Source organism: Candidatus Manganitrophaceae bacterium (assembly GCA_016200325.1).
Classification (GTDB): Bacteria; Nitrospirota; Nitrospiria; order SBBL01; family Manganitrophaceae; genus Manganitrophus.
The window spans coordinates 268,893-295,040 of the sequence record JACQEZ010000019.1 but is presented as its reverse complement, the minus strand read 5'-3'; the positions used below and the strand labels follow the sequence as shown (position 1 = coordinate 295,040).

Here is a 26,148-nt window from a genome sequence, read left to right as displayed (position 1 = left end):
AATGAGTGAAAAGTTTTTAAGATCCCAGAGACGCATCCAAGCTTAAATCATCGTTGCAACGTTATCTCAAAGGGAGTGTGATGCCCGACCTCAATCAAATCCACCTTGCTTCATCTCAAGAGACCCCTCTCGACTTTACCGAGGGCTCGCTCTTTTTCATCGGAACCGCCACCGTTCTTCTACGTTATGCCGGCTTTACCATCCTGACCGACCCCAACTTCGTTCATGCGGGAGACCATGTCCATCTCGGCTATGGCCTGACCGCCGAGCGGCTGACCGAGCCGGCGATACGCATCGAAGATCTGCCGCCGATCGACTTCTGCATCCTGTCGCACTATCACGGCGACCACTTTGACCAGGTCGCCGAGGAGAAGCTTCGAAAAGATCTGCCGATTGTCACCACCCGGGAAGCCGCCGGGAAATTAAGGGACAAAGGGTTCCAGGCGCCGACGGCGCTCGACACATGGGAGGCGGTGGCGGTGGAGAAGCACGGCGCGCGGGTGAAGATTACCTCGATGCCGGGCCGGCATGGTCCGCCGGTAGTCGAGAATCTTCTCCCGTCGGTGATGGGAAGCTTGCTGGAGTTTCAGCCGGATGAAGGGCAGACCGCTCTTCGTCTCTATATCACCGGGGATACGCTTCTCTTTGACGACCTGAAGGAAATCCCAAAGCGATATCCTGAAATTGACCTCGGTGTCTTTCATCTCGGCGGAACGCGGATCATGGGGCTGCTGCTGACGATGGATGCCGAGCAAGGGGTGAAGGCGATCGGGATCATCCAGCCGCGCGAGGTTGTTCCGATTCATTACAACGACTATGGTGTATTTAAGTCTCCCCTGGCGGATTTTAAAAAAGCGGTCACCGCCGCCGGGTTGGAGAGCCGGGTGAAATATATCGAACACGGCGAGACATACCGTTTTCAGGTACCTGCAAGTCGAATTCAAAAAGCAGCGTAGAGGCGTTCGAACAGGGGACCGTCCTGGGTTACATTGATATCATTAATGATAGGGCGGATCATCGGCCGGAATGTCGCATCAGGGGGGATGTGCGACGGTTCATGGAAACAACAAGCAGCAGACCACTCAAGTCAGAATGAAGGAGGTTACATCATGAAAAAAGTATATCAGTTTGGAATTGCGTTCTCTATCCTGGCGCTGGTCGCCTTCAGCGGGCCGGCCGCTTTTGGACAAACCTCGAGCGGCGGTTCTTCGTCGGGCGGAAGCTCAATGGATAAAGGGTCCGGCGGGAGCACCAACTGCCCTCCGGGCATGGGAGGGAGCTCTTCTTCCGGTGGAAGTTCTTCCGGATCAAATGGTAGCTCTTCCGGTAGCATGGGCGGAAGCTCCTCCGGCGGCGGTATGAGCGGCTCGGGCGGAAGCGGCTCCTCGTCCGGGTCGGGCGGGAGCGGATCGAGCTCGAGTAAGACCGATCCCTGTGCCAGCACCGGCAACGGAAGTTCCGGATCAGGCGGCTCTTCCAGCGGCGGCGGCATGTCGGGCGGCTCTTCGAGCGGTGGCAGTATGGGCGGCAGCTCCAATGGTTCCTCCAGCGGCGGGACCCGTTAATCGAGTTTGGCCGCGAACCAATGGCCGTGGTCGGGGTGATTCCGGCCACGGCTTTTTCGTTCTCTCCGCCGGCGGGCGTCCCGCATCTAAGCCGAGCGCTGGGAGCGGAGCGGTCTGATATTCGGCGGCCGGTGGTTCGCCGATCTCGGCCGGATCAGTGCATCGGCACTCCAGATCCCCGAGCCTTGTGTGGCGATGTAGAGGAAGAGAAATGCGTAAAGGACCGGCACCTCGCCTTGATTGAGGATGGGGAAGAAACCGTGCGGCGCGTGGGCGATGAAGTAGGCGAACGTCATCTCACCGCTGGCGATGAAAGCGGCCGATCCGGCGAGGAAGCCGAACGCAATCATCAGCCCGCCGATCACCTCGATCAGCCCCGCCAGACCCATCAACGATGCGATCGGCACCGGGGGTTTCCCCCCCGGCCAGCCGAAGAGCTTCTGCATGCCGTGCAGGGCAAACATCAACCCCGCGATGATTCTCAGCAGGGCATAGACATCGGGAGAGTATCTATTTAAGAATCGTTCCATCGACCACCTCCGTTGTAAAGGCTCTATTTTCGTATTACAGCGCTTTTCCTAAATTATCACACACCCGCGCCGAAGAGTTCTATGGGCGGAGGAGGCCGGAGGAGAGGCGGGCCATAAACATTGAATTAAACTTTAAGGAGGGAAAGAGATGCCGTCGATCCAAATGTCGGACGGGGTGAGACTCTTCGTGCAGGATTGGGGAGCAGGCGAGCCGATCGTCTTCATCCATGGGTGGCTGTTCAGCCACCGAATCTTCGAGTATTCGATGCGCTCTTTGGCAGATGCCTATCGGGTGGTTGGGATCGACGTGCGCGGTTTCGGGGAGTCGGACCAGCCGTGGGAGGGGAACGATGATGACACCTGGGGGCGCGATGTCGTTCAAGTCATCCAGGCGCTTGATCTTCGCAATGTCATGCTCGTCGGCTACGCGATGGGCGGGGCGATCGCCGCGCACTGTGCGGCGACGCAGCGGGAGCCCTCCATCACAAAGCTGGTTCTCCTCTCCGCAGCGGTTCCTGCCCTGGCGCCCGACCTGACACGCCAAAAGCTGTTTAGAAAGTCGATCCGGACGCTCCTTGCAGACCCTGCGAAGTCTGTTCACGATTTCATCGTGGCCGGTTTCCACACCGCCGTCAGCGTGCAGTATGTCCGATGGCTCGAAGAGATCGCCATGCGAGCCTCGCTCCATGCACAGGTGCGGGGCCTTGAAGAGATGCTGGCGCAGGACCTGAGCGCCGAGATAGGACGGATCGGAACCCCGACGCGGATCTTCCACGGCGTGCATGATCAGGTCATCCCTTTCGTCGCCGCCGAGGCGCAGCAGCGGATGCTGCGGGGAGCGGAACGGGTCCGCTTTGAGAAGAGCAACCATGCGATCTTCTGGGATGAGAAGGAGAAGCTGACCGAGGAGCCGGCGCGGTTTGCTTTTGAGAAGGTTGTGAAGGTGACCTAAAGCAGCGGAGGTCAGGCCCGGCGGTGCGTTGTGGTATTGATTCTTTTTCCGCTGGAATGCTAATTTAAAATTATGTGCATGATGTAATCGCCCGTGAGACTTCATCCGGTGTCGGCCGGCTGGAGAGGCGGACGAAAAATAGAATTGTAAGGAGGAATCAATGGCAAGGGGACGTGTAAAATGGTTTAGCCGTGAGAAGGGGTTTGGTTTTATCTCGCAGGACGGTGGGGACGATGTCTTCGTCCATTACACCGCGCTCGGCGGCGGAGGGTATCAGAATTTAGATGAAGGGGAAGAGGTCGAGTTCGACGTGACCCAAGGGCCGAAGGGTCTCCAGGCGACGAACGTTCGACGGATCTCCGAGGCGGCCTGAGCTTTGTAAGGGGACTGAAAACCGGGTAGTGACTGAATTTGGTTCTATTGTTTGGGTGTCATGCCCGCGCAGGCGGAAATCCAGTGACCTAAAGCTCGGACGCCCGCCTGCCGGCATGACGTATTAAAATATCTCAATCCCGCTCTTCCATACGCTATTCGAAAAGCCCTTCCCTCGGCTCTGAGTCCAACGACCTCTTTCTTCTCAATCCGAATCCTAGACTACCGGAGGAGGGGCTTGAATGCAGGAATCGATCAAACGGGCCGATCGATTCCTTGACCGGGGTGGGTATTCAGGAGAGGCTTATCATCCTGTTTGCCCTTTATCCAGATTCGGGGTGGAAATCACGGCAGGCGAATTGGATTGAACCCCCGCCCCGTAGTGGTAGACCAGATCGCCTCCCCAGAATCCGGTCGTCGCCAAAAGGGAAAGCCCGATCAACGCCATCCCCGTATAGAGAAGCCGATCTCGGGAAGACCAGCGCTTTCTGACCCAAAAGCGAACCAGCATCAACCCGGCAAAGAGCGCGAGGGTGGTGAGCGCGAAGCTCTCATGCAGCTCGATGGCCGTTTTCGGCACCCCGGCCTTCTCGACGATGTCCTCGCTCCAGGTTCCGGAAAGGGTGGCGGCGAGCCCTGCGATCCAGCCGAGGATCAACAGCCAGAAGCCCCCCTTTTTAAAGTCTTCCCGTCCGGTATAGAAAAAGATTAGATCAAAGAGAACCGAGGCAAACAAAAGGGCGATGGGAAAGTGGACGAACATGGGATGGATTGGATGGGTCATGTGGTGCACTCCTTTCTGTCGCGGGTAGGGATGATTTCTCAACGCTTTCCCGTCAACTTCACTCTACCCAATCCGACCGCTGGTTGCTCTCCCCCAAAGGGGGTGTTTTGTATTGATGCGTACGTCACCTTTTAGAAAAATCGAGTCTCAATTTACTGAGGAAAATGGAGGTCACTTAGGTAACGATAGAGGAGGGTCATATCTTTTCTTCCAGCGTGAAAAGGGGAAATTCGTTGAGCCGTTGGCGGGATTTACTTTCGAAATAATGGCGAGGGTGGCATGAGGGCGGATGTTTCTTCAGAGACCTGGTTGGGTGCGATCGTTCCTTCTAAAGAACCGGGCCTTCGCGGCCATGCGCCACCGCGACAACCTGTATTGTCATGCTTTGCTTGCGGTAGATCATTAAGAAATGAAAGCGATGGAGCAGATACCGTCGGGCTTCCTCGGTATCCTTTGGCTGTTTCCCACGCCGCTTCAGCCTCTGGATTGAGGGTTTCTTCGAGGCTTTCCAGCAGGGATCGGATCTTCCTCGGCAGCTTTTGCCTCTATCAGATCCCCTTCATTAAGTTTACGAAATAACCTTATCAGAGAGAGTGGGTCACAGCCGATCCCTCTCCCATCCGATTCGAAAAATAAAGCGCTGCCTTGACTTCCTCCATTCTTTTCACTTACGCTCACTCTTTTAAATGGATTGTTTTAGATCTAGCCGTCCCCTCTGGAATCACCAGGCCGAGGTGCACGATACCACAATGGAGTTGCGGGAGCGGAAATGGAAATCAATGTTGTCGACAAAATGGCGGCGCTCATAAGGCAGGAGCGCGTCGCCTTGCTCTCGCGATGGCGCGAGCAGGTGAGAGAGCTCCCCTCTGCGAAGGGGCTGGATGTCCCGACGCTCAACGATCATCTTCCCCAGCTCATCGATGAATTGGCGGTTGCCCTGCGGTTACATTCCGGCGAGACCATCCCGGAAGCGCTCAAGGAATCGAGCCCGCCGGCCCATGGTCTGCAGCGGCTTCAGGAACGATTTGATCTGGTCGAGGTCGTGGCGGAGTACAACATCCTGCGCGGCTGTCTCCATGACCTCGCCGATTCAAAAGGGTTGGTCCTGCAGGGGAAGCCCTTCCACATTCTGAACCGGGTCTTGGATGGGGCGATCGGATCGGCGGTACAGGCTTACGCCACGCAGCAGGCGCTGGAGGTCAAGCAGCGCCGGGAAGAGTACCTCACCTTTGTGGCGCACGACTTAAGGACGCCGCTCAATGCGATCTCGCTTGCCACGGGGGCATTGGCAGGAGCCCTTTCCTCGGGAAGCGGAGAGGACGAAAGCGCCTGGATGCTGGAGATCTTGCGCCGCAATGTCAAAAACCTCAATGAGCTAATCGATAAGGTCCTCAAAGAGAACATGAACCTCATCACTGAGATTGGTGTGAAACTGGAGCGACGAATGATCGATTTGTGGCCGCTCGTCGAGGGGCTCATCCACGACCTCCATCCGATCGCAGGAACCGACAGCACCCGGCTTACGAACAAGGTCCCGAATGGGTTGTTCGTCTATGCCGACGCCAGTCTCTTGAGGCGGGTTTTTCAGAATCTGGTCGCCAACGCGCTCACCTACACGCCGCGCGGAGAGGTCATGATTACGGCAAAAGCGACCGATGAGGAGGGGGCCGCGGAGTGTTCCGTCAGCGACAACGGGGCCGGCGTGCCGGCGGAGCGGCTTGCAAAAGTGTTCGATAAATTCGAGACCGATCCTCAAAAAGAAGAAGGGCTGGGGCTCGGTCTCGCCATCGTCAAAACATTCGTCGAGGCGCATGGCGGAGAGGTCTCTGTCGAGAGCAAGGAAGGGATCGGCTCGACATTTCGGTTTACCCTGCCTGGAAGAGTAAAGTGACCCACCCCCTATAAAGAGATCAGTGAGCTTTTTTTAAGGCGAATCTCCGGCGCTTTGCCGGAGACAGTGGTTGCGATGCTTCGGGTCACACCCAAACCGCATTCCGAGGTTGCTCTAGACCTAATTATTCTGTTTCCTCCACCCCCCCGCCCGTCTTCGCCAGATCTTCCATCTTAATCTTTTCCGGATTAAACTTCGCGATTGCCTTGCTCATCCGCTCCAGCGTTTCATTGAACGAAAGCGGCTCGGCCTCTTTGGGCCGAAAGCGAAGCGGATTGATTCGCGCGACGACGAAGCTGCGGAGGTAGGGGCTGGTGAGGCCGCGGGATTTGAGAGAGTCCACCTGGGCGCCGACCGCTTCGTCCAATTGCAGGAGGGCGTCGGCCCGTTCTTGCCGGATCGGCATCGCCTGATCGAGCGGTTTCTTGATGAAGGTATCGACGCGCCGAAGGATGGGGTGATATGCGCCGCCGCCGAATCGGCCGCGCGCTTCATAGCAGAAGCCGAGGGTGATCAATGCCGGCTCTTCGAATTCGAGCTGATAGGTCTCTTCCGTGGCGTCACCGAGGCGAACGAGCTCGTGATACATCCGGGCGACTTCCAATGCCCGCTCGCGGAGGTTGTGCGCCTTCTCGGTGTTCAGCGCCAGGATTTGATAGGCGGTGGAGGGCTCCGGCGCCACGATCGCGATAATGCTCTTGGCGCCGAGGGTCCGCATCGCCGAGAGGCGATGGTGTCCATTCGGTGTCCAATATTTCACCGCGCCGCCGGTGTCGGTCCGGACGGCGATGATCGGGTCCAAGAACCTTCCGATCTTCCCGATCACCCGCTCCAACTTGCGGACATGCGTCTCGGAGAGATTTCGTTGATAAGGGGTCGGCGCGACTTTGTCGATCGGAAGGGCGGCCAGGACCAGCCACCGTCCGCCGTACGGCTCTCGATAGACCGACAAGACCTGCCCGCGGTCGGCTTCAATCTGCTGATGAAGGGTGATCACCTCTCCCGGCGGCTTCGCAGCCTGCAGCTCGGTGGCGCCCAACCCGACCGACACCCCCGCCGGCTTCCGCCGCCGTCGAACCGTTCCCGCCGCACGCGGCTTCTTCACTTTTTTCTCCGGCATCGTCCTCCCTCTGGAAGAGAATGGCTTTATCATAATCAAGCCGAGATCAAAAAGGAAGTCCCGTTTGCCTTCATTGTGGGGTTGCACCTGTGAGCGAATACAGAAGAGGCAAAGCCGGCCCTTTTTCCTTGCTTTAATGAATGGGGGAGCAGGCCCGTCCGTCTTCTTCCCATTCACGTCATTCTCACCTAAGCGTTTCCCTCCTCTCTTCTCTGATTCTCCTCCACCGATCGACCCCCCATGGCCGGAATTAAAAAATCCGGTATACTAAAACCGATATGCTATAAGTAAACCGGCTTGTGAATCGGTCCATCTTAAGTTTAAACATCCCGTGGCCAAAACAGTTAAAAACCGATCTTGTCTTCTCCGGCGCTCCCTTCTGCTGCGGCCGCCGCTCTTCGCGCTCGTCTTCTTTCTCACCTTCTTTTCCGCCTTGTCCAATCTTTGGGCCTTGACGATCATCCGCGATTTTATCGGAGGAACCCCGCCGGCGAATCCGGTCGGTCAGGGAAACCTGATCGACATTTTCAATGCGGCGGCCGACCAATGGGAGGCGGCGATCCAAGATCCGCATACGATCGTGCTCCATTTCGGGTGGGGATCGGCTACCGGAGGGACGCATCAGCTGATCACCCAGGGGGGAACGCCGAATCGAGAGACGGAAGGGACGATCTTGTTTAACAACGACGACGCGGATGGGCATCTTCAGTGGTATCTCGATCCGACGCCGAAATTCAACGAAGAGTACACCACCTATTCCGAAACGGCCCACGATTTCGGGGGAGGGGAGATCAACAACGGACGGCTTTTTTCCGGTGCGACCGGAGAGGCCAACACCGGATCAACCCGGGTCGATCTCCTTTCCGCGGCGCTTCATGAGATCGGCCATGCGATGGGGATGAGCATCGGCGACGACACCTTCGCCGATGAAAGCCAAGACAGCGATATCGACATCGCCCCCCCCCGGCCGCTGCCCGGAACCTCGATCCCCCTCGCATTTAACAACTTCGGCGTGACGAGCCATATCGATGCCGCTTTCGCGAGCGATGCGATTATGGCGGGGCTCGGCTCGGATCAGCGGAATGTCCTCTCCGCCCTCGATATCCTCGCCATGGCGCAGTTGAGCGGTTTTGAGCAGATCCACTTGAACCCCTATCCGACCTTGAGGGTGACCCACCTCGGGACCGGCGCCGGCACCGTCACCAGCCATCCGGCGGGGATTCAGTGCAGCGCCGATTGCGTCGAGCCGTACAATCTCGGTGTGGAGATCACCCTGACCGCGACAGCCGCCGCCGGATCGACCTTTGACGGCTGGAGCGGCGATGACGATTGCGCCGACGGCACCATCACCATGGATGTCGGCAAAACCTGCACGGCCGTTTTTAATGCGGTCCACCCGGTCGCGCCGACGGCCGATCTTGCCGTCAGCCAATCCGATCTGTCCGGTCCGGTGATTACGGGAAGCGAGGTGACCTATACGGTGTCGGTCGTCAACAATGGACCTTCGCCGGCCTCCGGTGTGATGCTCACCGACATCTTTCCGGCGGGGGCGACGTTCCAATCGGCCACGGCGTCGGAGGGAAGCTGTCCTCAGTCGAGCGGCAGGGTCAGCTGTGCTTTTGACCGGCTCTCGGTCGGGGAGGTCGCCTCGGTTTCCATCGTCGTGACCCCGGCCTCCGGAGGAACGATGATCAACCATGCGGAGATCCACGCGGCCGAGCCCGATCCGAATCCGGCCGACAATACCTCGGAAAAAAGTGCCGAGGCGATCGCCCCCTCAGCGGCGGCCGCCGACCTCTCGATTACCCAGGCCCTTTCGCCCGACTCGGGGACGATCGGTCAGCCGATGATCTATGTAATCACCGTGACGAACAATGGGACCCATGCCGCCTCTCATGTGATCGTCACGGAGGAACTCCCGCCGACCCTCGCTTTCAGCTCCGCAATCGCCAGCCAAGGGAGTTGCACAACGACGACCCAAATCAGGTGCGAATTGGGGACGATTGACAATCAGGGAAGCTCGACCATCCGAATTGTCGTCACCCCGTTGGAGAACGGAACGTCGAATGCCAAGGCCGAGGTGGCGGGAGAGGTCTCCGATCCGAATACGATAAACAACAGCACCACCACCGCGACGGTCATCCATGAGGCCCCGAGCCCCGGTCCACAGGGTGTTCCGGAGGCGAACCGGACCGATGATCGGTCCGAAGCCGCTGCAGTCCAAGGGGGAGGCGGCGGGGGGTGCGCGATCGGTTTTGACAGAGAAAAGATGCCACCCTGCCGGTTCTTTTATCTTCCGCTCTCTTTTTCTTAACGCTTCGTTTTTTCCTGCGGCGAAATAGATCGAGCCGCTGAACGCCCTTCTCGTTTGACCCGACCCTGTGACATTTCTCTTACCCACGCTCACTTTATCTACTCCTGACAGAGTAATCCTTTCGGCTAATTGACCCAAGCTCTACTAATCTTCTAAGCTTTTATTTGTCAGACAGAAGCGTTGGCCGTTGTGATCTTCCTAACCACCCGGGAAGGCTGCCCAGACAGATTGAAAGTTGCCGGTCGATCAATTACACCGAAGTTCCTGTTCACATACACAACATAAACGGAGGATAGAGAATGAAAAAAATCCAAGCGTTCGGAATCGCGTCTTTTCTTATTGCATTGATGGTTTATGGGACGATGCCGGCATTCGCCGAATCGGGCGCAGGCAGCACCGATAGCAACAAGGGAATGAGCAGCGGCAAGAGTGGATCGACCACCGACTGTCCTTCGGTCGGCGGCGGAAGTTCATCGAGCTCCTCGAGTTCTTCTAAGGAGGGGCTCTCCGCCGGCGGTTCGACCTCCGGTTCCAGCAAGAGCGGCTCGGCCACCGACCCCTGCGCCCAGGGATCGGGCAAAGGTAGCGGCTCTTCCGGCAGCGGCTCTTCCAGCGGTGACAGCTCCAGCTCCGGCGGTGGAATGTCAGGAGCGCCCGGCGCCGGTGGAACCACACCGGGTGGCAGCAGCGGGACGCCCAGCCACTAAAAAGGACTTTAAAAGGTTCGTTGATAGGCCGTGGTCGGATGCCCCTGACCACGGCCTATCCATTTTCAGCCGAGCGATTTTCCCTGTCGGACAATCCGTTCGTCGCCTTCTACTGAAGAAATCGCTCCCGAACCTCGAGCGCCCGTTCCCACTTTTTCTGATAAGCGGGTGCGCGATCCCCCGCGAACCGGAAGAGATCAATCCCCATCGTGATAAACGGAGGGTCGTTAAACCAACGTCCGTCCCGGTTGACATCGTGCCAGAGGACCCCGAGGGTGACGAAGCGGCCATAATGGGCGATCAGTCCGATCCCCGGCCGAAGGTCGTCGCGGAGCGACGCGGCGGCGGAAATTCCCCACCAACCGAGTCCCGACTCCGGATGGTCGAGGCGTTTCCACCGATACCAGACCTGCCCAATGAGTTCGATCGAAAGGCTCTGTTTCGCGGTGATCTCTTTCAGACTCTTCGTGCTGACTTCGACCCCCAGCTCCGGGTGCGCCAGGATCCATTGCCGCATCGGCGGATATTGGATGTTGTCGGCGCCGATCGTCCAGCTGTTGAAGGCCGCCTCCCACGGAAACTGCGACATCCCCTCCCGCATGTAAATCTCCCAGCGCGTTTTGGCATTCTCGATCGCTCGGGTCGTCTGCGCGATCGCCGGTTTTTTGAAGTCGGTCAACAGGCGGTTGACGGTGTCGATCCGGTAGAGCAGGTCTTCAGCCTGCGGGTCGGGAAGGGCGCCGATTTCATCGTAGGTCAGCGCATAGGCTGTTCCTGAAAAGCAGACCCCGTCGGGACAGGGGAATTGAAAAAGGCCGGTCGGGGTTCGGTCGAGAAAGGCATCGAGGGTCTCACCGTTTTTATCGGCCCTCGCCAAGTCGGACTCAAAGTGGGAGAAGCGTTCATTCAACACCCGAAGCGCCTGCAAAAGACGCTGATAAGCCGGCTCCGTTTTATTCCATTGCGGAGCGGTTTCCAGGTCGGCTTGGAGTTTCCGAAAGACGGTCGGATAATCCCAGGCGGCAAGCGACGGCTGATGCGCTTGCCGCACCGGCGCGTAGGCGCGCGGGTCGGCCGGCTTCGGATTCCATTCAAAGGGATCGAGGGCGAAGAGCGGTGGTGCCAGGGAGAATAAAAAGACGATCGTCAGGAGGAGACGGCGGGTCATCGGGCGGCCTCCACCACTTGATAAAATTGGACAAGCGATCGGATCCAATTCGACGGCTCCGGATTGTCGCCGAGGGCGCGCTTGATCTCCTCCAGCTGGAGCGCCATCAACTTCGCCTTCTGAATAAAGGCGAGCTCTCCGCCGAACTGGGGGAAGCGGTTGGGATTGACCGCGGCGATCTCTTCTTCGGGGGTGACCGCTTTGGGGGTCGTCAGCTTTCTGAGAATCGGGATATGAACGGCGGGGTTGAGAAGGTAGTGGCTCAGGTTGTGGATGTTTTTTTCGTAGTAGTGCCGAACCGGGATGGCGCCGTAGCTCTTCCAGCCGACCGGATCGAACGCGCGGGGAAAGGGGACCGGGTCGGCCTCGTGCCGGACGTTCCAGTAGGCGGCGCAGTAGGAGGTGGGATCTTCCACCGGTCCCGGCCGGACGATCGACTCATAGGCCCCCTTCATCTCCCGATCTTCGGTTTGGAGAAATCGGCTGGTGTTGGCGATCATGAAGATCTGATTGAACCGCCAATGAGCGGGGTTAAACGGATTGGTTCGATCGCCCCACCGGACCGTTCCGAGGAGATGGAGGGCATCGTGCGCCACCGCCGTCCCCATGCTGTGGGCAAGCACCGAGGCGGTGGCGTTGCCGTCGGCGGCGAAGGCTTTCTCGATCCGGTCGGCGATCTCGGCGATCACATGGCTTCGGACCCGCTCCCGGTAGGTGGCGCAAAAGCGGTACAGGGCAATGTCGGCGACATGCGACCAGAGAAAGTTCTTCTCCTTCTCCCCCGCCGACGCCATCCATGAGAGGCTCTTCGAGAAGGTTCCGGTCGGATCGAGCTGTTGGATCTGCTCCGTGTCGTGCTGGCACTGCGAGGCGATCTCCTGAAAGATCTCATCATAATGGATCGGGACGAATTCGATCCGATCCTCCAGCGGCTTCGCTTGAAAGGAAGCATATTGTTGGCTGACCTTTTGGAGGGTCTTGATGGGACCGTCGACCTCCTCCGCCCAATCGGTGTCATGAACCCCGATCCCATGAATTAAAAAAAGCAGCTGTTTCGGCATTGGTTTTTATCTCCCCCTATTGGCCGGGTATGACAGGACTTCCGTTCACCCTTCGACCCGCTCAGGGTAAACGGAGGGTTTCAAAAAAGAGGGTGAAGTCCGGATGTCATTCCCACAAAGTATCAGCCGCGGAAAATATCAACGGTATGAAAGGCGTTCCTACTTCGTTCCCTTGAACGCCTCATCTCCCTCCGCCCCCGCGCGCGGTTTCCATTCCAGCGAGTAATACTCGCCGCGATCGCGTCCCCATGGATCGAACGCGTTCACCACGTTCGCCAGCTCCGGCGCCAGCTCCGGGGTCGTTCGGAGCAGCACCCGCTTCAACGGGGAGACCTCCACCGAATGTCCATTCGGCGTCCCCTTTTCCATTACCTTCCCTTCCGGTCCATTGTTCGTCACCCATTCGACGCCGAGGTGGGTGTAGAACTCGGGGCGAAAGCTGGAGGTGAAGAAGCGGTCGCTGAAGAGCCGCCGGGAGGCGTTGAGGATGAAGACCTGGAATTGGGTCTCGGAGATCGCATAACCGTGCGGGCGGGTGAATTCCGAGAGCCAGCCGACGATCGTGTCGAGATCCTCGATGTTGTCGACGACGCTCTTGTCGGGATGGCCGAGGCAGTCGGTGATCGGGGTGCCGTCGTCATTCACCTGCGCGGCGGTGATCACCTTTGAGGCGTCGCAGGTGTGCTGGCCGTAGACCTCGCGGAGCAGCCCGACCAAGCGGACCTGCTCTGCCCGTTCAGACGAATCTTTCGGAAGATGCGGGTCGATGAAGTCATCGAAGCCGGTCAGCTGCTTCAGACCATATTGCCGCCGGAACTCGTTGAAGCGGGGGACGCCATGCTCGCGGTCGCGGATTAAATCGAGTGCTAAGACATCGAGCTTGTTCGTCGCCGTCTGGAGCCGCGGCATCGGGAGGTTCTGAAGAAACTGCGGCTGGTTCTGCAGCGTGAGAAGCCCGAGACGCTGGCGCCCCATCGAGAGGGCCCAGTTCGCCAGCCCGCGGCTTTCCATCGCGTCGGTCGCCTGGCCGCGGAAGGTGGCGAGGATCGGGATTTTGTTCCGAATGGTGTTGGGGCGGCCGACTTCTCGGTATTCGATCAGATCGGGGACGAGCGCATGGAGGCGGTAGACGGTGACGAACTCCTCCGGGAAGTTGAACGGCGAGCCGAAGTGATTCACCCCGCCGTTGACATGGTCGGGGTTGGAGAGGCTCCAGATGTCGGTCTTCTTCGGATCGAATTTGGCAAAGATCGCGTCATCGTCATAGACCCGGCTGCCGAGCCCGAAAATGCCGGGTCCGGAGGCGAAGACCTAATACCACTGCGATGCTTCCTTCGCCTCTTTTGATTTTCCGAAATTGTCGATGACGATCTTCTCCAACGCCCGCGAGACGAAATTATCGTCGTGGATCAGCCCATGCCAGTTGGAGTTCATCCCCAAAAAGAGCGGCTCGTCATACAACAGCTGCGGGGTCCACTCGGTGGTGTGAATCTTGGCGATCTCGGCCGAGACGACCAGCCGCGCCACCTCAAAGATCTCGTCGTCGGAGACATCTCGATAGAGAATGACGGCGTCGGGCCGGGCGGGGTTGCGAAGGCCCGCGTCGGCCCCCGGCATCTTCGCCGTCCGCTGCCGGAAAGCCTCGACGAAAAGATTGTGCTCGCGGGCGAAGAGGTTGTGATAGAAGCTCATGCCGATCGACCAGTTGTCGGGAAAGGCGGCCGCCTCCTGTCCCGACCAGGCGGGGTTGATCGGATCGCCCGGCGCGAACGGCGGGAGATAACCGGTCTGCTCGCCGGCCGACGTCCGCTGCGGAATCCCGACCAACAGCAGCTTGGCCCGATCGCCCGGATCCCGTTTGACCCGCCGTCTTGACGTTTCATCATAGCCATAGAGCTGGGAGGCGTCCCACCAGGCGGTGTTGGTGTTTCGGGTGATTTTATAGGCGCGGGTCGGAATCTCCTTCCCTTTATGGAAGAAGGTGGCGGGATCGCTCTCCTCGGCGATGAGCGGCTTTTCCATCCGGTCATCCGGACGGCAGCCGAGCTTTGCGATCTCCTCCGGCGTCAGCGGCGTCTCGACATTGCTGACCCGCTGGGTCGCGCAGCCGACCGCCATCATTTCCGATTGATTATGACCCTCTTCCAAATGGGAGAACCAATCGTGCGTCATGAACTGAATCCAGAAGGCGGCCAAGACATTAAAGAACGGCGCTTTTTTATAATCGCAATTTGCGTCGGGGGAGTCGTTGGGGAGTCCTTGACCCTCGCGGCATTTCTCCGGCTGCGATTGTGCGCGGGTGAAGAGTTTCCGGCTGATCACCTGCGGATCGGGGGTCAGCGGACCGAGCCGATCGCCGTGGCGGTTTCTCGCCAGCTCGTTTTTGCCGAGGTCGGGGAAGGTCGCTTCGAACTGGACGTTTCGGGCGAACGGCATGCCGGCCGATCCCATCGCCGGGTTTTTAAGGTCGTTGCAGATCCCGGTCAGATTGCGAAAGCGGATCAATTCATCGCGGCAGAGCTGCGGGCCGTCGCCGCCGACCGCTTGATAGAAGGGGCTCTCCTTCGGCAGACGCAGGGTGTCCCAGACTTTCAGCGCCGCTCCCTGAACGCCGCTCCGTCCTTGCACGAAGTCGGGGTAGGTGCCGCTGTTGTCGAAGAGGTTGAATTTGATCAGCTCCATCCGTTGGTATTCGAGATCGAGCAGCGCGCCGTCGATCCCGCGGCCGTTCGGATCGAGATGGCGGGTGTCGCCTCCGAAGCCGGTCGCCCGGCTGCGGAGGTCGCCGGTCGCCCAGTAGTTCGACCAATCGACCCAGGAGGCGCCTCGGAAGGAGGCCGCCTTCTCGCCGCCGCGGCAGCGGGCCGTCTCTTCCCGGACCTTACCGAGAAAGCGCTCGGTCCGCTCGCCCGCCACGGGGCGGAATCCGGTCGCCGCCATCTTTGCGCAGTCGTCGAGATCCCGCTCCGACGCAAGCCGCTTCTTCAAACCGGAGCAGCCGCTCATCACGATCGCCATCAACAGAGCGGAACAGACCACGCGTTTCATCGACCGTCTCATCAATCCTCCTGGTGCGCATGCTCGCTTCGATCATACGGCCGAGAGCGGGATATTTTTTCCAACCGACCGGTTTATCTCGAAAGGCTCATCGAAGCCTGGTATAGCATGCAGACCGAATCAATTCAATAGAAAAGGTGGAGAGGGGAAGCGGCGGTCGATCGGTGTTCGATGCGGTTAGGTCCGGTTCGATGAGGTGAATGGAATAGAAGGTCCCGGGGTCTTGGGCGCGGGCGAACGCCTCTGGAAGGGTGGTCTGTTAGAAAGAGAGGCGCCCGTTCGGCGATCCACCCAAGACCGCTTTCATCGCCGCCGCCAGATCGCGCAGCGCCTGCTCACCGTCGCCGACGAACGTCGAACCGTGCATGGTCGCCAGCGTTTTCGGGCGGAGCGCGGCATAGAGCATCGGCAGATCGGCTTGGAAGAAGAAAAGTGCGGGGGCGATTACGGACGCCGTAGGCCGGTCCGACGGAGGAGGTTTCCCTCTTCATCGGAGATCAGCAGGTCGGCTCCATCCCAAGCGATCCCTTCGGCCTGTCCGAAGTAGATCCAGGTGCGGCGATGGGGGCCGGCGAGGTAGTTGTCATTGTCGGCCGGCTTTCGATAGAGATCGATGAATGGATAGGAGAGGACCGCCAAGAGCGTGCCGTCGGGGGTGACGTCGGCGCCGGTGACGAGACTTTCTATCGATGTTCTCCCAACAAAGGTGGCCGCCTGGTCCTGATCGGGACGGGAGAGGTCGAGGCGGTAGAGGGTGGTGTCGTTGACCGCGCGCTCTTTGGTCATCACGTAAAACGCCCCGCCGGCATAGAAGCAGGCTTCGGCGTCGATCGGCGGATGATCGGGATAGTGAAAGGGAAAGCGGGCGGCGACCGTCGTCTCCTGAACGCGGCGCGGATCGACCTCCGGAATTTTATAAATCACCAGGTCGTGTCGGCGGCCGCGGTTGTCGCCGATGTCGCAGAGATAGAGAAATCCGGCATCGTCGATGGCGAGGTCTTCCCAATCGACATTCTGCGCGCCCCGGACCTCGACGGTGCCGAGATCTTGTCCCTCTCGCGTCACGGCGAAGATCCGCGCGCGGTCTCCCGAGTCGTTATGGGTCCAAAAAACCTCTTCCAGCCGGCGGCTCTTGACGAGACCCGACGACTCATCGATGGCGCGGTTTTCGAAATGGGCCGCCGGCTTTTCATAAAGGGCAGGAATCCCGAAGGGGGTGCATCCGGAAAGAAAAAGGAGAAGGAAGAGTGAGAAGGAGGCTGAGGTCGTTCGCATGGGAAGGAGCGGCGGCGCTATTTAAAGATTTTGCGCAGGCCGCCCAAGAAGCCATTCGGCTCGTGCGTTTGCAGGAGCGTTTCCAACTCTCCCTTGTCGAAGAAGATCCCGGAGCAGCCGCTGCACCGGTCGACTTTGATTCCAAGATGTTCGATCTCTTGGAGGTCCGAGCCGCACTTCGGACACTTCATCCAGTGGGCCTGCTTCCGCGCCCGCGCTTCTTGCGCGGCCCGCTCGGCATCACGCTCTTTTCGGCTATTCTCAATCAGTTCTTTGTTCTTTCTATAAAAGTATTCCTCTTCCTGGCTGTAACCGAGCTTCCGTACGTCCTGTTCCATTCCGGGAACCTCCTTTGTATTCATCTTCGGAACAAATTATACCTGGCTCCTCACGATTTGCAAACAGCTCGATCGATAGAAAATCAGGTGAAGCTCTGTTGCGTTCTCGAAAAATCGAATTATAATAGAAGCGCATTTCAACCGACGAACCGACAACCGAAGGAGGGATAGGATGAGACGATTTCTGGTCATTGCGGTATTGATTTTGATGGCGGTCCCCTTGGTGATGGCGGCGGCGCCGAAGAGCTATCAGGTGACCGGTCCGATTCTGGATCTGAAGGACGACATGATCACCGTTGAAAAGGGAAAAGAGAAGTGGGAGATTGCGCGGGACAAAGATACGAAGGTGAAGGGCGATCTAAAGGTCGGCTCCAAGGTGACGGTGGAGTATCGGATGACCGCCACCACGATTGAAGTGAAAGAGAAGAAATAGTCGACTGTCTATCGGACAGGGGCCATCTAAGAAAAAAGGGCCTGCGAGTGGAGCGACTCGACAGGCCCTTTTTTTAGGGCGGAACCGGTTTTCCGGTCTATTTTTTCTCGTTCATCCGTTCATCCAGGTCATGGCCGCTTCCCGGGGCTTTTCCCATGCCGCCGAACGGATTGACCGGCATCTTATGGTAGCCGGCGGGAATCTCGAAGAGGGCAGGGTCTTGTTTAGCGATCTTTAAATTTTTCAGCGTCATCTTGATCTGCGACTTCTCCCCCTTCCCCTGGGCGACGGCATCCATCTTCATCGTAATCCCCTCCGGGGTGGTCCAGAGAAACCCGTCGAAGCTGGCGCCGTCGGCTCCGGTCATCACCACCTTGCTCTTGGTCGTGTCGACCCCTTCGACGACCTCCTTGCCGACCTCCGTCCGCTCAATTTTATAGTTGGAGAGATCGATCTCCTTGTTTTTGGCTTGGGTCGAGGGCATCTCCATATACATCTTCTGCTCCGGCATCAGCATCCAGGCCAGGTTCTTGTCTTTTCGCAGGATGAGCACCTGTTTCATGCTCCCCTTCTCCTGCTCCCGCCGCTCTTTGTCGAGCGCGTGATAAATCGTCGCCTTCAGGGTCATCTGTTCGGCTTCGACCACGCTGTCGGCGGAATACTCCACCTTCGGCTCCGGCAGCTCGGCGGCCCAGGAGGCGCCGAAGGAGACCCAGGTGAGGAGCAGGGCGCGGAGGGTCTGCTTAACGAAGTTCATTTCATTTCCTCTTTCATCATAAGTAAGATTGCGCGGAGTGATCCCTCCGACATCGATGTCTGTCTATCGAAATCATAGATGATTGGGATGGAGATTTCAATGAGGAACGCTTCGGTCCGCCGGGGTTGATTCGGAAAGGAGGTAGAGGGTCTTCAGCGCATTGCGTTTTTCGGTGTGGCCGATCTTCGCCGAGTCGACGGCGCGGCGAAGCGTTTCGATCGATCGCTCATAGGTCGGTCGATCGACCGGATAGGGATGTCCATCTTTTCCCCCGTGGGCGAAGCTGAATCGGACCGGATCGCGGATGCTCGCCGGGGCGCCGTAGAGCAGCTCGCCGATCAGGGCCAGCGCGCGGACCGTCTTCGGCCCGACCCCCGAAATCCCAAGGAGCGCTTCGAAGCTCTCCGGCTGCCGCTCATAGGTGGAGAGGAGCGCTTTGTGGAGGCGGTCGGGGTGAATGTCATCGACATCGACCGCATGATGGGAGGGGAGGTGCAAGGTTTGGATTTTCTTGATCTCGGTGAGGGTCTGCGCGGGGGAGAGGTGCGAGAGCTCGGTGATTATCTTTCGGCTCGCGGCGCTCTCCTGCGCGACGAGGTTTAATGTCCGCTCCGTCCGGTCGCAGCAGATGGCGGCGTGCGGCTCGCTGACAAAATCGGTGACCGAATCCGACAGCCAGTGATAGCGCCGGGCATACCGGTTCGATGCATTCATCCCCTGCTGGATCACCGCCCAGCTTCCCTCTGTTGTAATCAAGAAAGTGTGGTGATAGAGCTGATAGCCGTCTTTGAGGGCGGTGTTGTCGACCTTGGCGCTCATCCGGCTGGCGTAGATGTGACGGGTGGTGTCGAGCCCGGTGATCCGGCCGATCTCCTCCAGCTCGGACGGCGTTTTTCGGGAGGCATTCCCTTTGCCGCCGGCGACGAAGAGGCCGATCTCTTTGTCGATTCCCTTCAGCCCTTCTTTCAGCGCGCCGCAGACAGTGGTGGTGACGCCGCTGGAGTGCCAGTCGAATCCGAGCACGCAGCCGAACGCCTGGAACCAGTGCGGATCGGAGAGCCGGACCAGCACTTCGCGCGGTCCGAACTCCTCCGCCATCACACGGACGATCTCGCGCGAGAGGCGGGTCATCAACATCATGAGCCAGCGCGGCGCTTTGCCGCCATGGAGGGGAAGGGAGGCGATGCCGGTTCGTTTCATAGGAGGTCATTATAACATTTTAGATCGGGAAGCAGGAGAGGGTCTGCCTTAGCGCTTTGATCCTTTAGTAGGATTGTCCGACGAGTCGTCTGTTCTCGCCATCCCATCGCCAGATCGATTCAGTGCCATGAAGATGGACGCCGCCCAGCCAGCGGTCGATTCCGTTGCGTCCGATCCAATCGGTTCCGTTGCCGAGGACGGCTCGGCCGGTTTGGGTGATCCCGAGGGTGACTTCTGTGGTCGGGCAGTCGCCCGTCGGCCATCGATTGGAGCCATTGACGTTGAGGAGCGGCGAGGTTCCTGCGGTCAGCCGTTTGAGAGAGGAGTAGAACATTCGGTCTGTCATCCAGAAGACCTCCTCTCGATGATTCACCTCCCGAAAGAGGCGATCGGGCCGGTTTTCTCCCGATGCAAGGATCTCCAGCGCCCGCTGCTCCGTTCGGTTCAGCCCATTGTGGACCGAGGGGAATTCTTGGAGATGTCGGAGGAGGGCCGCTTGAAGGAAGGGGAGTGAAGCGGTGTCGTCATGAATGATTCTTTCGACTCCGGTCGGGTCGGGGGCGCAGAAGGCGCTCCAGGCGCGGCGGGCGAGATCGAATTCCGCATCGGTGACCTTGTGTTCCGTTCCGAAGAGCCGCGCCAATTCGGTTGATTCCAAATGGCCCAGGTGTTTTCCGATGCAGATCAAAAAGAGGTTTGTCTTTCCGAGATCGTGCCGGGAAAACCAATCGAGGAGATAAATCAAATTGATCTGACAGAACAGGTCGTGCTCGAACCAGAGGACAACCCGGTCGTGATCGCGAAAGCGCTCGAGATTTTGATTTTGTTCGGATAGAAAACGAAGGGCTGCATCGAAGGGAAGAAAATCATTGTCGGCGGCGAATCGGGCGCGGCGCTCCCGCCAGGCCGCTTGGGACAATCCCGCCGGGGTCGGACCTTGGCAGAGAGGGTCCGCCCAATGGATGAACTCTCCGGGAAGGCCGGCCTCTTTTAGTTTGGGGAGGATGTCGTCGCCGGGCCGGATGTGGAGCATGCTTACTCCGAGGTTTGCCGGAGGGCATCCATGACCGTTCGGAGGAGGTCGTTGGGACGGTATGGTTTCGGGAGGAAGGTGACATCGGTGAGATCGAACGTCTGACCGCTTCGATGTCCGCTGGAGACAATGACTTTCAGCTTCGGATCGATTTGGCGGAGCTGCTGAAGCACCTCTCCGCCCGATCGATGCGGCATCGTCATGTCGAGGATAATGAGATCGATCTCATCCTTCTTTTTGGAGAAGAGGTCGATCGTCTCCCGTCCATCCGCGGCGGTCAGCACCCGATAGCCTTTGTGTTCTAAGATCGTTTTTCCCAGGTGGCGAATCGCCTCTTCGTCGTCGACCAAGAGGATGGTTTTTCCGCCATGCAGGGCCGGCTTCTCGGACAAGGGAGGCGCTGTGGAGGCGGGACTCTGCTTGGTGAGCGGAAAATAAATTGAAAAGGTGGTTCCTTTTCCCTTCGCGCTTTGCAGCTCAATCCAGCCCTGGTGTGCGGCAACGATTCCATAGACCGCGGAGAGGCCGAGCCCGGTGCCGCGTCCGACCCGCTTTGTGGTGAAAAACGGCTCAAAGATCCGATGATAGAGCGCTTCATCGATTCCGATCCCATTGTCCGATACGGAGAGGCGAACGTGCTTGCCGCTTTTGGCGTTCGGATGGACCCTGTGGTGCGCATCGTCAACATGAGCATTTTCGACCTGGATTATAATGCGGGGCTCCCACTCCTTGGAAGCAGAGGGGCCTCCCTCGACTTCAATCCGTTCCAACAGGGCGTCGCGTGCATTGACGCAGAGGTTCATGATCAGCTGGTTCATCTGTCCCGTATCGGCGAGGATCGGCCAGAGATTGGCGTCGATTTCGATCTCCATTCGGATCCGGCGGTCGATCGCCTGCCGGAGAAGGCGGGCGACCTCTTTGACCTCGGTGCCGAGATTTTGGGGCCGAAGGTCAATCGGATTCCGCCGGCTGAACGAAAGGAGCTGCTGCGTCAGCCCCGCCGCGCGCCAGGCGGCCTGCTGGGCGGGGTCGATCAGGGTGTGGAGATCGCTTCCGGGGGGAAGCTGGTCGAGGGCCAGCGCCAGGTTCCCGGTGATCGCCGTCAGGAGGTTGTTGAATTCGTGCGCCACCCCGCCGGTGAGTTGGCCGACCGCCTCGAGTTTATGGGCATGCCTGAGCTGCTCTTCGAGCTGCTTTCGTTCGGTGATGTCATTCAACGTTCCGAAGAGGCCGGTTAACGCTCCTTTGGCATCGCGGGCGGTCTGGAGGTACGCTTCAATCCATCGGACATGCCCTTCGGTGGTGCGGTAGCGGGTCTCATAGCGGACCGATTCTTTTTCGCCGGTGATCAAAGCGCGGAAATGCTCTTCGTTTTTTCGCTTGTCGGGGGGATGGACATATTTCCAGAAAGGGGTGCCCAAGCTGGCATCGACCGAAAGGCCGGTCATCGTCTTCCAGGCCGGGTTGAGAAATTGGAAGCGGCCATCGGTATCGGCTTGGAAGATGACCTCTTTCACATTTTCCACGACCGAGCGGTACTGCTCCTCGGATCGGCGCAGATTGCGATAGAGGATCAGATTATCGAGCGCGTCGGCGATTTTTCGAGAAAGGTCCTTGAAAAGACGCCGCTCGTTTTTAGACCAGATGCGCGGGTAGGCGCATTGGTGGAGGCCGACCATCCAGGGTTTCCCCAGTTTGGGCCGAAGTCCGATCGACATGTGCGATTGAATGGAGAAGTCGCGCTGCCATCCCGGATTGCCGGGGATGGGGTGATCCGGACCGTAGGTGACCGGCTCTCCCTGTTCCAGCGAGGCGCGGCAGATCTCCCGGACCGTGTCATCGAACGGTAATTCCACATTTTTAGCGAACGCGCCGGGATATTCCGGAACGGTGCTCTCCACAGGAACGCGCCAGGAGGAGGCGTCCGGATCGCAAGGATAGAAAAGCCAGGCGCGGTCGGAGCGAAAGATCTGGCGAATCCGCTCGATGACCTGGGTAATCATCACCTCCAGGTCGGTCGTCTGCTCGATGACTTCGGAGATCTGCTGCATTCCTTCCATGTAGACCAGGGTCGCCTGCCGGGTTTCCTCCAAGCGCTTGCGATCGAGTGCGGCATAAATGATCTCTCCGACCAATTTCAAGAGGCGGATGTCTGCTTCGGCCCAGCTCTTTTCGGCGCGGACCGAATCGAAGCCGATAAAGCCGACGAGGTTTCCGCCGTAGGTCACCGGGACGGAGAGGACCGACTTTACGTCATATTGCCGCAGGATCGCTTTTTCCGCCGCCGCTTCGGGCGGAAGGTCGGCAAGGCGGGGGATGTGAATGCTCTCGCTCCGCCGGAGCTGATCCATCCACCACGGAAAGGCGCTGACCGGGAGGCCTTTCATCGCAGTGATGATCGACGGAATCTCTTCCGCGCACCACTCGTGGGAGTTGTCGATTTGGGTTCCTTGCTCGGTGAAAAGATAGAGGTGGCTGCGGTCTTCGCCGGCGAATTCGCCGATCACTTTGAGGGCCCAATTGATGGCGCAGTCGGTCTGCTCGGGGGGAAGGTTAATAAAGTGCGTGGAGATCGCGGTGATCTGCTTTTCGATGCCGATCCGATGCTGGAGCGCCTCTTCAGGCTTCAATCGCTCGGTCAATGGAACCGTCCTTTATGCCGGAATCGGCCGGTTTGCAGTCCTGGAAGATCGGATAAAAAAACGCCCCATCATATCACGACTTTCGGGCCGGGTCTACGACGGTGAACCCTTACTGAGATCCGATTGAAATCGATTGCTCGGAGGTGCCGTTTGAGACGACGCACGAGAGGGCGATTATCGCCGCAGGGCACGCTCGGAGAACTGGTCGTCCTGCAGCCCGACATTGACCTTCACGTCGGTGACCTCCACGAATGTTTTCCGGGAGGACTCGGTGCTGACGACCTGCGAGGCTTTCCAGACAAACGCTTGGTCGATCTGCTGCCAATCGATCCATTGCATCTTGACCTGTTTGCCGTCGGCGGCGAAGTAATCTACCTTTCGAAGGGTGCCGTCGGTCTTTGAAATATAGACGATGGTTTTGCCGTAAAGGGGGTTTCCTTTGAGGCGATTCTCGATGACGTAACAGGCCTCGCCGCGGACCTCTTCTTCCGAGAGGAGTTGGTGTTCGTCCCGATCGACCGGGCGCTGCTGCATGTCCTCAAAAAAAAGATCCGATTCCGGTTCCGCCTCGTGATGGTGGTGGCGTCCCGGTTGCAGTCGCCGAACCTGCCGCAGCTCCGGAAGATAGAGCCAGAGATCGGCTTTGTTTTCATCGGTCCGCTCCCAGAGGAGGAACTTTTCTCCCTTATCGTGGGCCGGCGCTTCCGTGACCAAAAGGCTTTTGCTGTTGAGACCGTCCTGACCAAAATAGTTTTTCCAGTAAAGCCGGAAGAGGGTCTTTTTCTCGGCGCCGGAGGTATCAACGACGCGGAAGACCACTTGCGCCGTTTCGTCTTTCATCCCATACATCCGTTTATACGCCGCTTTGAGGATCGCTTCGGGGGAAGGGGCCGGCTTAGGGGGCGCTTCTTCCGCCGCCGAGGGCGAAGCGAGTAGAAGCAGTAGGGTGAATAATGGGAAAAACAAAATCAAAAGACGCCTGTTTAACATTCCGCTGTCCTTTCCCCGTCGCAACGGCTCCTCTCCGGTACGACCGAAGGGAAGGGTATCAAAAACTGTCTGACCCGTCAATCTTCCTTTCCCCGCCTGACTTCTTGAAATTGTCGCGGGTTTTCCCCTCTTGTTCAGATTGACACGGTCACGTTTTCTCATTATGATCGGAGAACCTTATCTGGAGCCGATTCATGACCAAGAGATCGGGAAAACGAAAATCGAACCAGATCGCTCTCCTTCTTTCCGGGATCCAGCCGGGACTGGGACAGTTCTACAATGAGGATTGGTTGAAAGGGATCCTCTTTTTCGTCGGCTTTTTTTTCCTATTGGCCTTTCTCCTTCCCGAAAGTTATCTTGATATCTTGCTGATGAAGGTGAAAATGACCGGCGATCTTCTTTTCAGACTGCTTATGCTCGGCGTTTTCTGGGGATTGTCAGTCTATGATGCGGATCGATCCGCCAAGAAGAAAAACGCCGCCCTCTCGGCGCTATAACAATCTTAACGGTTGACCTCTTCCGCCCCTTTTTAACGGGAAATCGGTCTCCCCATATCTCAAATGGGGATTCTTTGGTAAACTGGAGGAACCTCGCTGATTACGGGAGCGGGGAAGCGAAAGATGAGAGAGTGACCGAGGGCAAATCTGGAGGGTAAAGATGGACTGCCTTCCCCCGTTACCCCTTTACAATAGACGGCTGATACGGCTTGCCACCGGAAAGAAGAGGGGATTATAATGAATTACAGTTGTTCGACGCGCCGACAGGGAATGAGCAGGAATTTAAGATAGATGGATCGCCTTCAAATGCTTCAGGGAAAAGAGGTGGAGGTCATCTATCAAGGGATTGTGTATAAAGGCAAGCTCGTCGGCGCGAGTGACACCGAGGTTTATCTCCAAACCCTAAACGATTGGGTGACCTTACCGATGGAAGAAATCACCGACGTTCGGGAGGCATAGAAGCACCGATGGAGCCTGAAAGCGAAGGACCGAAAATTCCAGAGGTAAGAGAGATATTCCAGGGCGGTTCTGCGGGGAATGGGATAGCACCTCCGATTCAGCAGGAGGCCTGGGCGGTCTCGGAGGAAGCGGAAGAGAAGACGCGGCTCACCGTTCCGATTCTCCTTTTTATCGGGACGGTCTTCACGACCCTGATCGCCGGAAGTTATCTGGAGGGGGGAGATCCCTTCCGTCATCCGGCCGATCTGGCGCGGGGGATCGCTTTCTCGTTCACCCTGATGTCGATTCTGTTCGTTCATGAGATGGGTCATTATGTGACCTCAAAGCGATACGGTATCAAGACCACCCCCCCCTATTTTATTCCCGGCCCCTGGTTACCGTTCGGCATCGGAACCTTCGGCGCTTTCATCCGGATGCGCTCGCCGATTCTCAAAAAGAATGCGCTCCTCGACATCGGTGCGGCCGGACCGATTGCCGGATTTGTCGTCTCAATCGTCGCCGTGGGGATCGGACTCTATACCTCGAAGATCGTTGAGATAGAGGAGGGGAACGCCCTGATCCGATTGGGAGATCCCCTCATCTTTTCATTCATGGCTTATTTTCTCGGGAAGGTTCCGCCGGCCGGCTACGATGTGGCGCTCAGCTCGATGGCGTTTGCCGGATGGTTCGGCCTGTTCGTCACCTCGCTGAATCTGCTACCGATCGGCCAGCTGGATGGGGGGCACATCATGTATGCCCTGCTCGGAAAGAAGCAGCGGTTTCTCTCCATGGCGATGGTTCTGGTTTTAATTCTCTTGGGAGCGATGGGATGGTCTGGATGGTACGTCTGGGCGATCTTGACCTCGATTCTCGGGATTCGACATCCGCCGATCGTTGATGAAGAGGCACCGCTCGATTTCAAACATCAACTGATCGGATGGGCTTCCATCGCCCTCTTCATCGTCACCTTCATGCCGGCTCCCTTCAAAGTCAGCTAACGTTCCCGAAAAAGATCGGTCGCGCG

24 protein-coding genes and 1 pseudogene are annotated in these 26,148 nt (G+C 58.2%); 10 read left to right on the top strand and 15 right to left on the bottom strand.

What is annotated here, in order from left to right; all coding sequences use genetic code 11:
• The first annotated feature begins 80 nt into the window (after nt 1–80).
• Nucleotides 81–956, top strand: a complete 876-nt coding sequence (locus HY282_16300) for an MBL fold metallo-hydrolase (GenBank protein ID MBI3805312.1) — start codon at nt 81–83, stop codon at nt 954–956.
• A 167-nt stretch (nt 957–1,123) separates the two neighbouring features.
• On the opposite strand, the gene HY282_16295 is transcribed toward HY282_16300, so the two are convergent.
• Both HY282_16295 and HY282_16290 read right to left on the bottom strand, forming a co-directional pair.
• Nucleotides 1,124–1,537: a hypothetical protein gene (locus HY282_16295; GenBank protein MBI3805311.1), complete on the bottom strand. Its 414-nt coding sequence runs from the start codon at nt 1,535–1,537 to the stop codon at nt 1,124–1,126.
• A 114-nt stretch (nt 1,538–1,651) separates the two neighbouring features.
• Complete coding sequence (locus tag HY282_16290; GenBank protein ID MBI3805310.1) at nt 1,652–2,095, bottom strand: DoxX family protein; 444 nt, start codon at nt 2,093–2,095, stop codon at nt 1,652–1,654.
• A 148-nt stretch (nt 2,096–2,243) separates the two neighbouring features.
• Between HY282_16290 and HY282_16285 the strand changes: the two genes are divergently transcribed.
• Both HY282_16285 and HY282_16280 read left to right on the top strand, forming a co-directional pair.
• On the top strand, nt 2,244–3,047 hold the full coding sequence (locus HY282_16285) for an alpha/beta hydrolase (GenBank protein ID MBI3805309.1): 804 nt from the start codon (nt 2,244–2,246) through the stop codon (nt 3,045–3,047).
• Between the two features lie 160 nt (nt 3,048–3,207).
• A complete protein-coding gene (locus tag HY282_16280) occupies nt 3,208–3,420 on the top strand; it encodes a cold-shock protein (protein MBI3805308.1) in 213 nt (70 codons plus the stop codon).
• Between the two features lie 306 nt (nt 3,421–3,726).
• On the opposite strand, the gene HY282_16275 is transcribed toward HY282_16280, so the two are convergent.
• Nucleotides 3,727–4,203: a DUF2231 domain-containing protein gene (locus HY282_16275; GenBank protein ID MBI3805307.1), complete on the bottom strand. Its 477-nt coding sequence runs from the start codon at nt 4,201–4,203 to the stop codon at nt 3,727–3,729.
• 769 nt (nt 4,204–4,972) lie between these two features.
• Here HY282_16275 and HY282_16270 point away from each other — a divergent pair.
• A complete protein-coding gene (locus HY282_16270) occupies nt 4,973–6,094 on the top strand; it encodes a HAMP domain-containing histidine kinase (protein ID MBI3805306.1) in 1,122 nt (373 codons plus the stop codon).
• Nucleotides 6,095–6,218: 124 nt separating this feature from the next.
• On the opposite strand, the gene HY282_16265 is transcribed toward HY282_16270, so the two are convergent.
• The gene (locus HY282_16265; GenBank protein MBI3805305.1) at nt 6,219–7,214 is read right to left on the bottom strand and encodes a ParB N-terminal domain-containing protein; all 996 of its coding nucleotides are present in this window, start codon (nt 7,212–7,214) and stop codon (nt 6,219–6,221) included.
• Between the two features lie 331 nt (nt 7,215–7,545).
• Between HY282_16265 and HY282_16260 the strand changes: the two genes are divergently transcribed.
• Nucleotides 7,546–9,528: a DUF11 domain-containing protein gene (locus HY282_16260; protein MBI3805304.1), complete on the top strand. Its 1,983-nt coding sequence runs from the start codon at nt 7,546–7,548 to the stop codon at nt 9,526–9,528.
• Nucleotides 9,529–9,827: 299 nt separating this feature from the next.
• The gene (locus tag HY282_16255) at nt 9,828–10,235 is read left to right on the top strand and encodes a hypothetical protein (protein ID MBI3805303.1); all 408 of its coding nucleotides are present in this window, start codon (nt 9,828–9,830) and stop codon (nt 10,233–10,235) included.
• 109 nt (nt 10,236–10,344) lie between these two features.
• Here HY282_16255 and HY282_16250 read toward each other — a convergent pair whose 3' ends face one another.
• The 6 genes and pseudogenes from HY282_16250 to HY282_16225 form a co-directional block, all read right to left on the bottom strand.
• Nucleotides 10,345–11,403, bottom strand: a complete 1,059-nt coding sequence (locus HY282_16250) for a hypothetical protein (protein ID MBI3805302.1) — start codon at nt 11,401–11,403, stop codon at nt 10,345–10,347.
• Complete coding sequence (locus tag HY282_16245; GenBank protein ID MBI3805301.1) at nt 11,400–12,464, bottom strand: hypothetical protein; 1,065 nt, start codon at nt 12,462–12,464, stop codon at nt 11,400–11,402. The genes HY282_16250 and HY282_16245 overlap by 4 nt, the downstream gene beginning before the upstream one ends.
• Before the next feature lie 159 nt (nt 12,465–12,623).
• A pseudogene (locus tag HY282_16240) lies at nt 12,624–15,524 on the bottom strand (oxygenase).
• 256 nt (nt 15,525–15,780) lie between these two features.
• On the bottom strand, nt 15,781–15,927 hold the full coding sequence (locus HY282_16235; GenBank protein MBI3805300.1) for a hypothetical protein: 147 nt from the start codon (nt 15,925–15,927) through the stop codon (nt 15,781–15,783).
• Between the two features lie 38 nt (nt 15,928–15,965).
• Nucleotides 15,966–16,796, bottom strand: coding sequence for a hypothetical protein (locus HY282_16230; protein MBI3805299.1), 831 nt, complete (start codon nt 16,794–16,796; stop codon nt 15,966–15,968).
• Between the two features lie 17 nt (nt 16,797–16,813).
• The gene (locus HY282_16225) at nt 16,814–17,134 is read right to left on the bottom strand and encodes a zf-TFIIB domain-containing protein (GenBank protein ID MBI3805298.1); all 321 of its coding nucleotides are present in this window, start codon (nt 17,132–17,134) and stop codon (nt 16,814–16,816) included.
• A gap of 172 nt (nt 17,135–17,306) precedes the next feature.
• Here HY282_16225 and HY282_16220 point away from each other — a divergent pair, with 172 nt between their 5' ends.
• Nucleotides 17,307–17,567 (top strand): hypothetical protein, encoded by a 261-nt coding sequence (locus tag HY282_16220; GenBank protein MBI3805297.1) that lies wholly within the window; start codon nt 17,307–17,309, stop codon nt 17,565–17,567.
• A gap of 97 nt (nt 17,568–17,664) precedes the next feature.
• Here the strand turns inward: HY282_16220 and HY282_16215 are convergent, their stop codons facing one another.
• The 5 genes from HY282_16215 to HY282_16195 form a co-directional block, all read right to left on the bottom strand.
• Nucleotides 17,665–18,324: a DUF4412 domain-containing protein gene (locus tag HY282_16215; protein MBI3805296.1), complete on the bottom strand. Its 660-nt coding sequence runs from the start codon at nt 18,322–18,324 to the stop codon at nt 17,665–17,667.
• A gap of 96 nt (nt 18,325–18,420) precedes the next feature.
• A complete protein-coding gene (locus HY282_16210; GenBank protein ID MBI3805295.1) occupies nt 18,421–19,524 on the bottom strand; it encodes a DUF763 domain-containing protein in 1,104 nt (367 codons plus the stop codon).
• Between the two features lie 64 nt (nt 19,525–19,588).
• On the bottom strand, nt 19,589–20,557 hold the full coding sequence (locus tag HY282_16205; GenBank protein MBI3805294.1) for a hypothetical protein: 969 nt from the start codon (nt 20,555–20,557) through the stop codon (nt 19,589–19,591).
• A 2-nt stretch (nt 20,558–20,559) separates the two neighbouring features.
• Nucleotides 20,560–23,199, bottom strand: a complete 2,640-nt coding sequence (locus HY282_16200) for a PAS domain S-box protein (GenBank protein MBI3805293.1) — start codon at nt 23,197–23,199, stop codon at nt 20,560–20,562.
• 174 nt (nt 23,200–23,373) lie between these two features.
• A complete protein-coding gene (locus HY282_16195) occupies nt 23,374–24,189 on the bottom strand; it encodes an outer membrane lipoprotein-sorting protein (GenBank protein MBI3805292.1) in 816 nt (271 codons plus the stop codon).
• A gap of 194 nt (nt 24,190–24,383) precedes the next feature.
• Between HY282_16195 and HY282_16190 the strand changes: the two genes are divergently transcribed.
• The 3 genes from HY282_16190 to HY282_16180 all read left to right on the top strand — a co-directional run bounded on the left by HY282_16190 (nt 24,384) and on the right by HY282_16180 (nt 26,122).
• Nucleotides 24,384–24,686 carry a hypothetical protein gene (locus HY282_16190; protein MBI3805291.1) on the top strand — a complete coding sequence of 101 codons (303 nt, stop codon included), beginning with the start codon at nt 24,384–24,386 and terminating at the stop codon, nt 24,684–24,686.
• Nucleotides 24,687–24,977: 291 nt separating this feature from the next.
• Nucleotides 24,978–25,145, top strand: a complete 168-nt coding sequence (locus HY282_16185; protein ID MBI3805290.1) for a hypothetical protein — start codon at nt 24,978–24,980, stop codon at nt 25,143–25,145.
• A gap of 8 nt (nt 25,146–25,153) precedes the next feature.
• Nucleotides 25,154–26,122 carry a site-2 protease family protein gene (locus HY282_16180; GenBank protein ID MBI3805289.1) on the top strand — a complete coding sequence of 323 codons (969 nt, stop codon included), beginning with the start codon at nt 25,154–25,156 and terminating at the stop codon, nt 26,120–26,122.
• Nucleotides 26,123–26,148: the final 26 nt, after the last annotated feature.

Bases quoted from the DNA above. Each gene is read 5' to 3' on its own strand.
- HY282_16190 (MBI3805291.1), top strand. From the start codon at position 24,384: ATGACCAAGAGATCGGGAAAACGAAAATCGAACCAGATCGCTCTCCTT.
- HY282_16230 (MBI3805299.1), bottom strand. From the start codon at position 16,796: ATGCGAACGACCTCAGCCTCCTTCTCACTCTTCCTTCTCCTTTTTCTT.
- HY282_16280 (MBI3805308.1), top strand. From the start codon at position 3,208: ATGGCAAGGGGACGTGTAAAATGGTTTAGCCGTGAGAAGGGGTTTGGT.
- HY282_16245 (MBI3805301.1), bottom strand. From the start codon at position 12,464: ATGCCGAAACAGCTGCTTTTTTTAATTCATGGGATCGGGGTTCATGAC.
- HY282_16205 (MBI3805294.1), bottom strand. From the start codon at position 20,557: ATGCTCCACATCCGGCCCGGCGACGACATCCTCCCCAAACTAAAAGAG.
- HY282_16185 (MBI3805290.1), top strand. From the start codon at position 24,978: ATGGATCGCCTTCAAATGCTTCAGGGAAAAGAGGTGGAGGTCATCTAT.
- HY282_16180 (MBI3805289.1), top strand. From the start codon at position 25,154: ATGGAGCCTGAAAGCGAAGGACCGAAAATTCCAGAGGTAAGAGAGATA.
- HY282_16215 (MBI3805296.1), bottom strand. From the start codon at position 18,324: ATGAACTTCGTTAAGCAGACCCTCCGCGCCCTGCTCCTCACCTGGGTC.
- HY282_16210 (MBI3805295.1), bottom strand. From the start codon at position 19,524: ATGAAACGAACCGGCATCGCCTCCCTTCCCCTCCATGGCGGCAAAGCG.
- HY282_16220 (MBI3805297.1), top strand. From the start codon at position 17,307: ATGAGACGATTTCTGGTCATTGCGGTATTGATTTTGATGGCGGTCCCC.
- HY282_16275 (MBI3805307.1), bottom strand. From the start codon at position 4,203: ATGACCCATCCAATCCATCCCATGTTCGTCCACTTTCCCATCGCCCTT.
- HY282_16270 (MBI3805306.1), top strand. From the start codon at position 4,973: ATGGAAATCAATGTTGTCGACAAAATGGCGGCGCTCATAAGGCAGGAG.
- HY282_16265 (MBI3805305.1), bottom strand. From the start codon at position 7,214: ATGCCGGAGAAAAAAGTGAAGAAGCCGCGTGCGGCGGGAACGGTTCGA.
- HY282_16255 (MBI3805303.1), top strand. From the start codon at position 9,828: ATGAAAAAAATCCAAGCGTTCGGAATCGCGTCTTTTCTTATTGCATTG.
- HY282_16250 (MBI3805302.1), bottom strand. From the start codon at position 11,403: ATGACCCGCCGTCTCCTCCTGACGATCGTCTTTTTATTCTCCCTGGCA.
- HY282_16195 (MBI3805292.1), bottom strand. From the start codon at position 24,189: ATGTTAAACAGGCGTCTTTTGATTTTGTTTTTCCCATTATTCACCCTA.
- HY282_16300 (MBI3805312.1), top strand. From the start codon at position 81: ATGCCCGACCTCAATCAAATCCACCTTGCTTCATCTCAAGAGACCCCT.
- HY282_16235 (MBI3805300.1), bottom strand. From the start codon at position 15,927: ATGCTCTATGCCGCGCTCCGCCCGAAAACGCTGGCGACCATGCACGGT.
- HY282_16290 (MBI3805310.1), bottom strand. From the start codon at position 2,095: ATGGAACGATTCTTAAATAGATACTCTCCCGATGTCTATGCCCTGCTG.
- HY282_16225 (MBI3805298.1), bottom strand. From the start codon at position 17,134: ATGGAACAGGACGTACGGAAGCTCGGTTACAGCCAGGAAGAGGAATAC.
- HY282_16285 (MBI3805309.1), top strand. From the start codon at position 2,244: ATGCCGTCGATCCAAATGTCGGACGGGGTGAGACTCTTCGTGCAGGAT.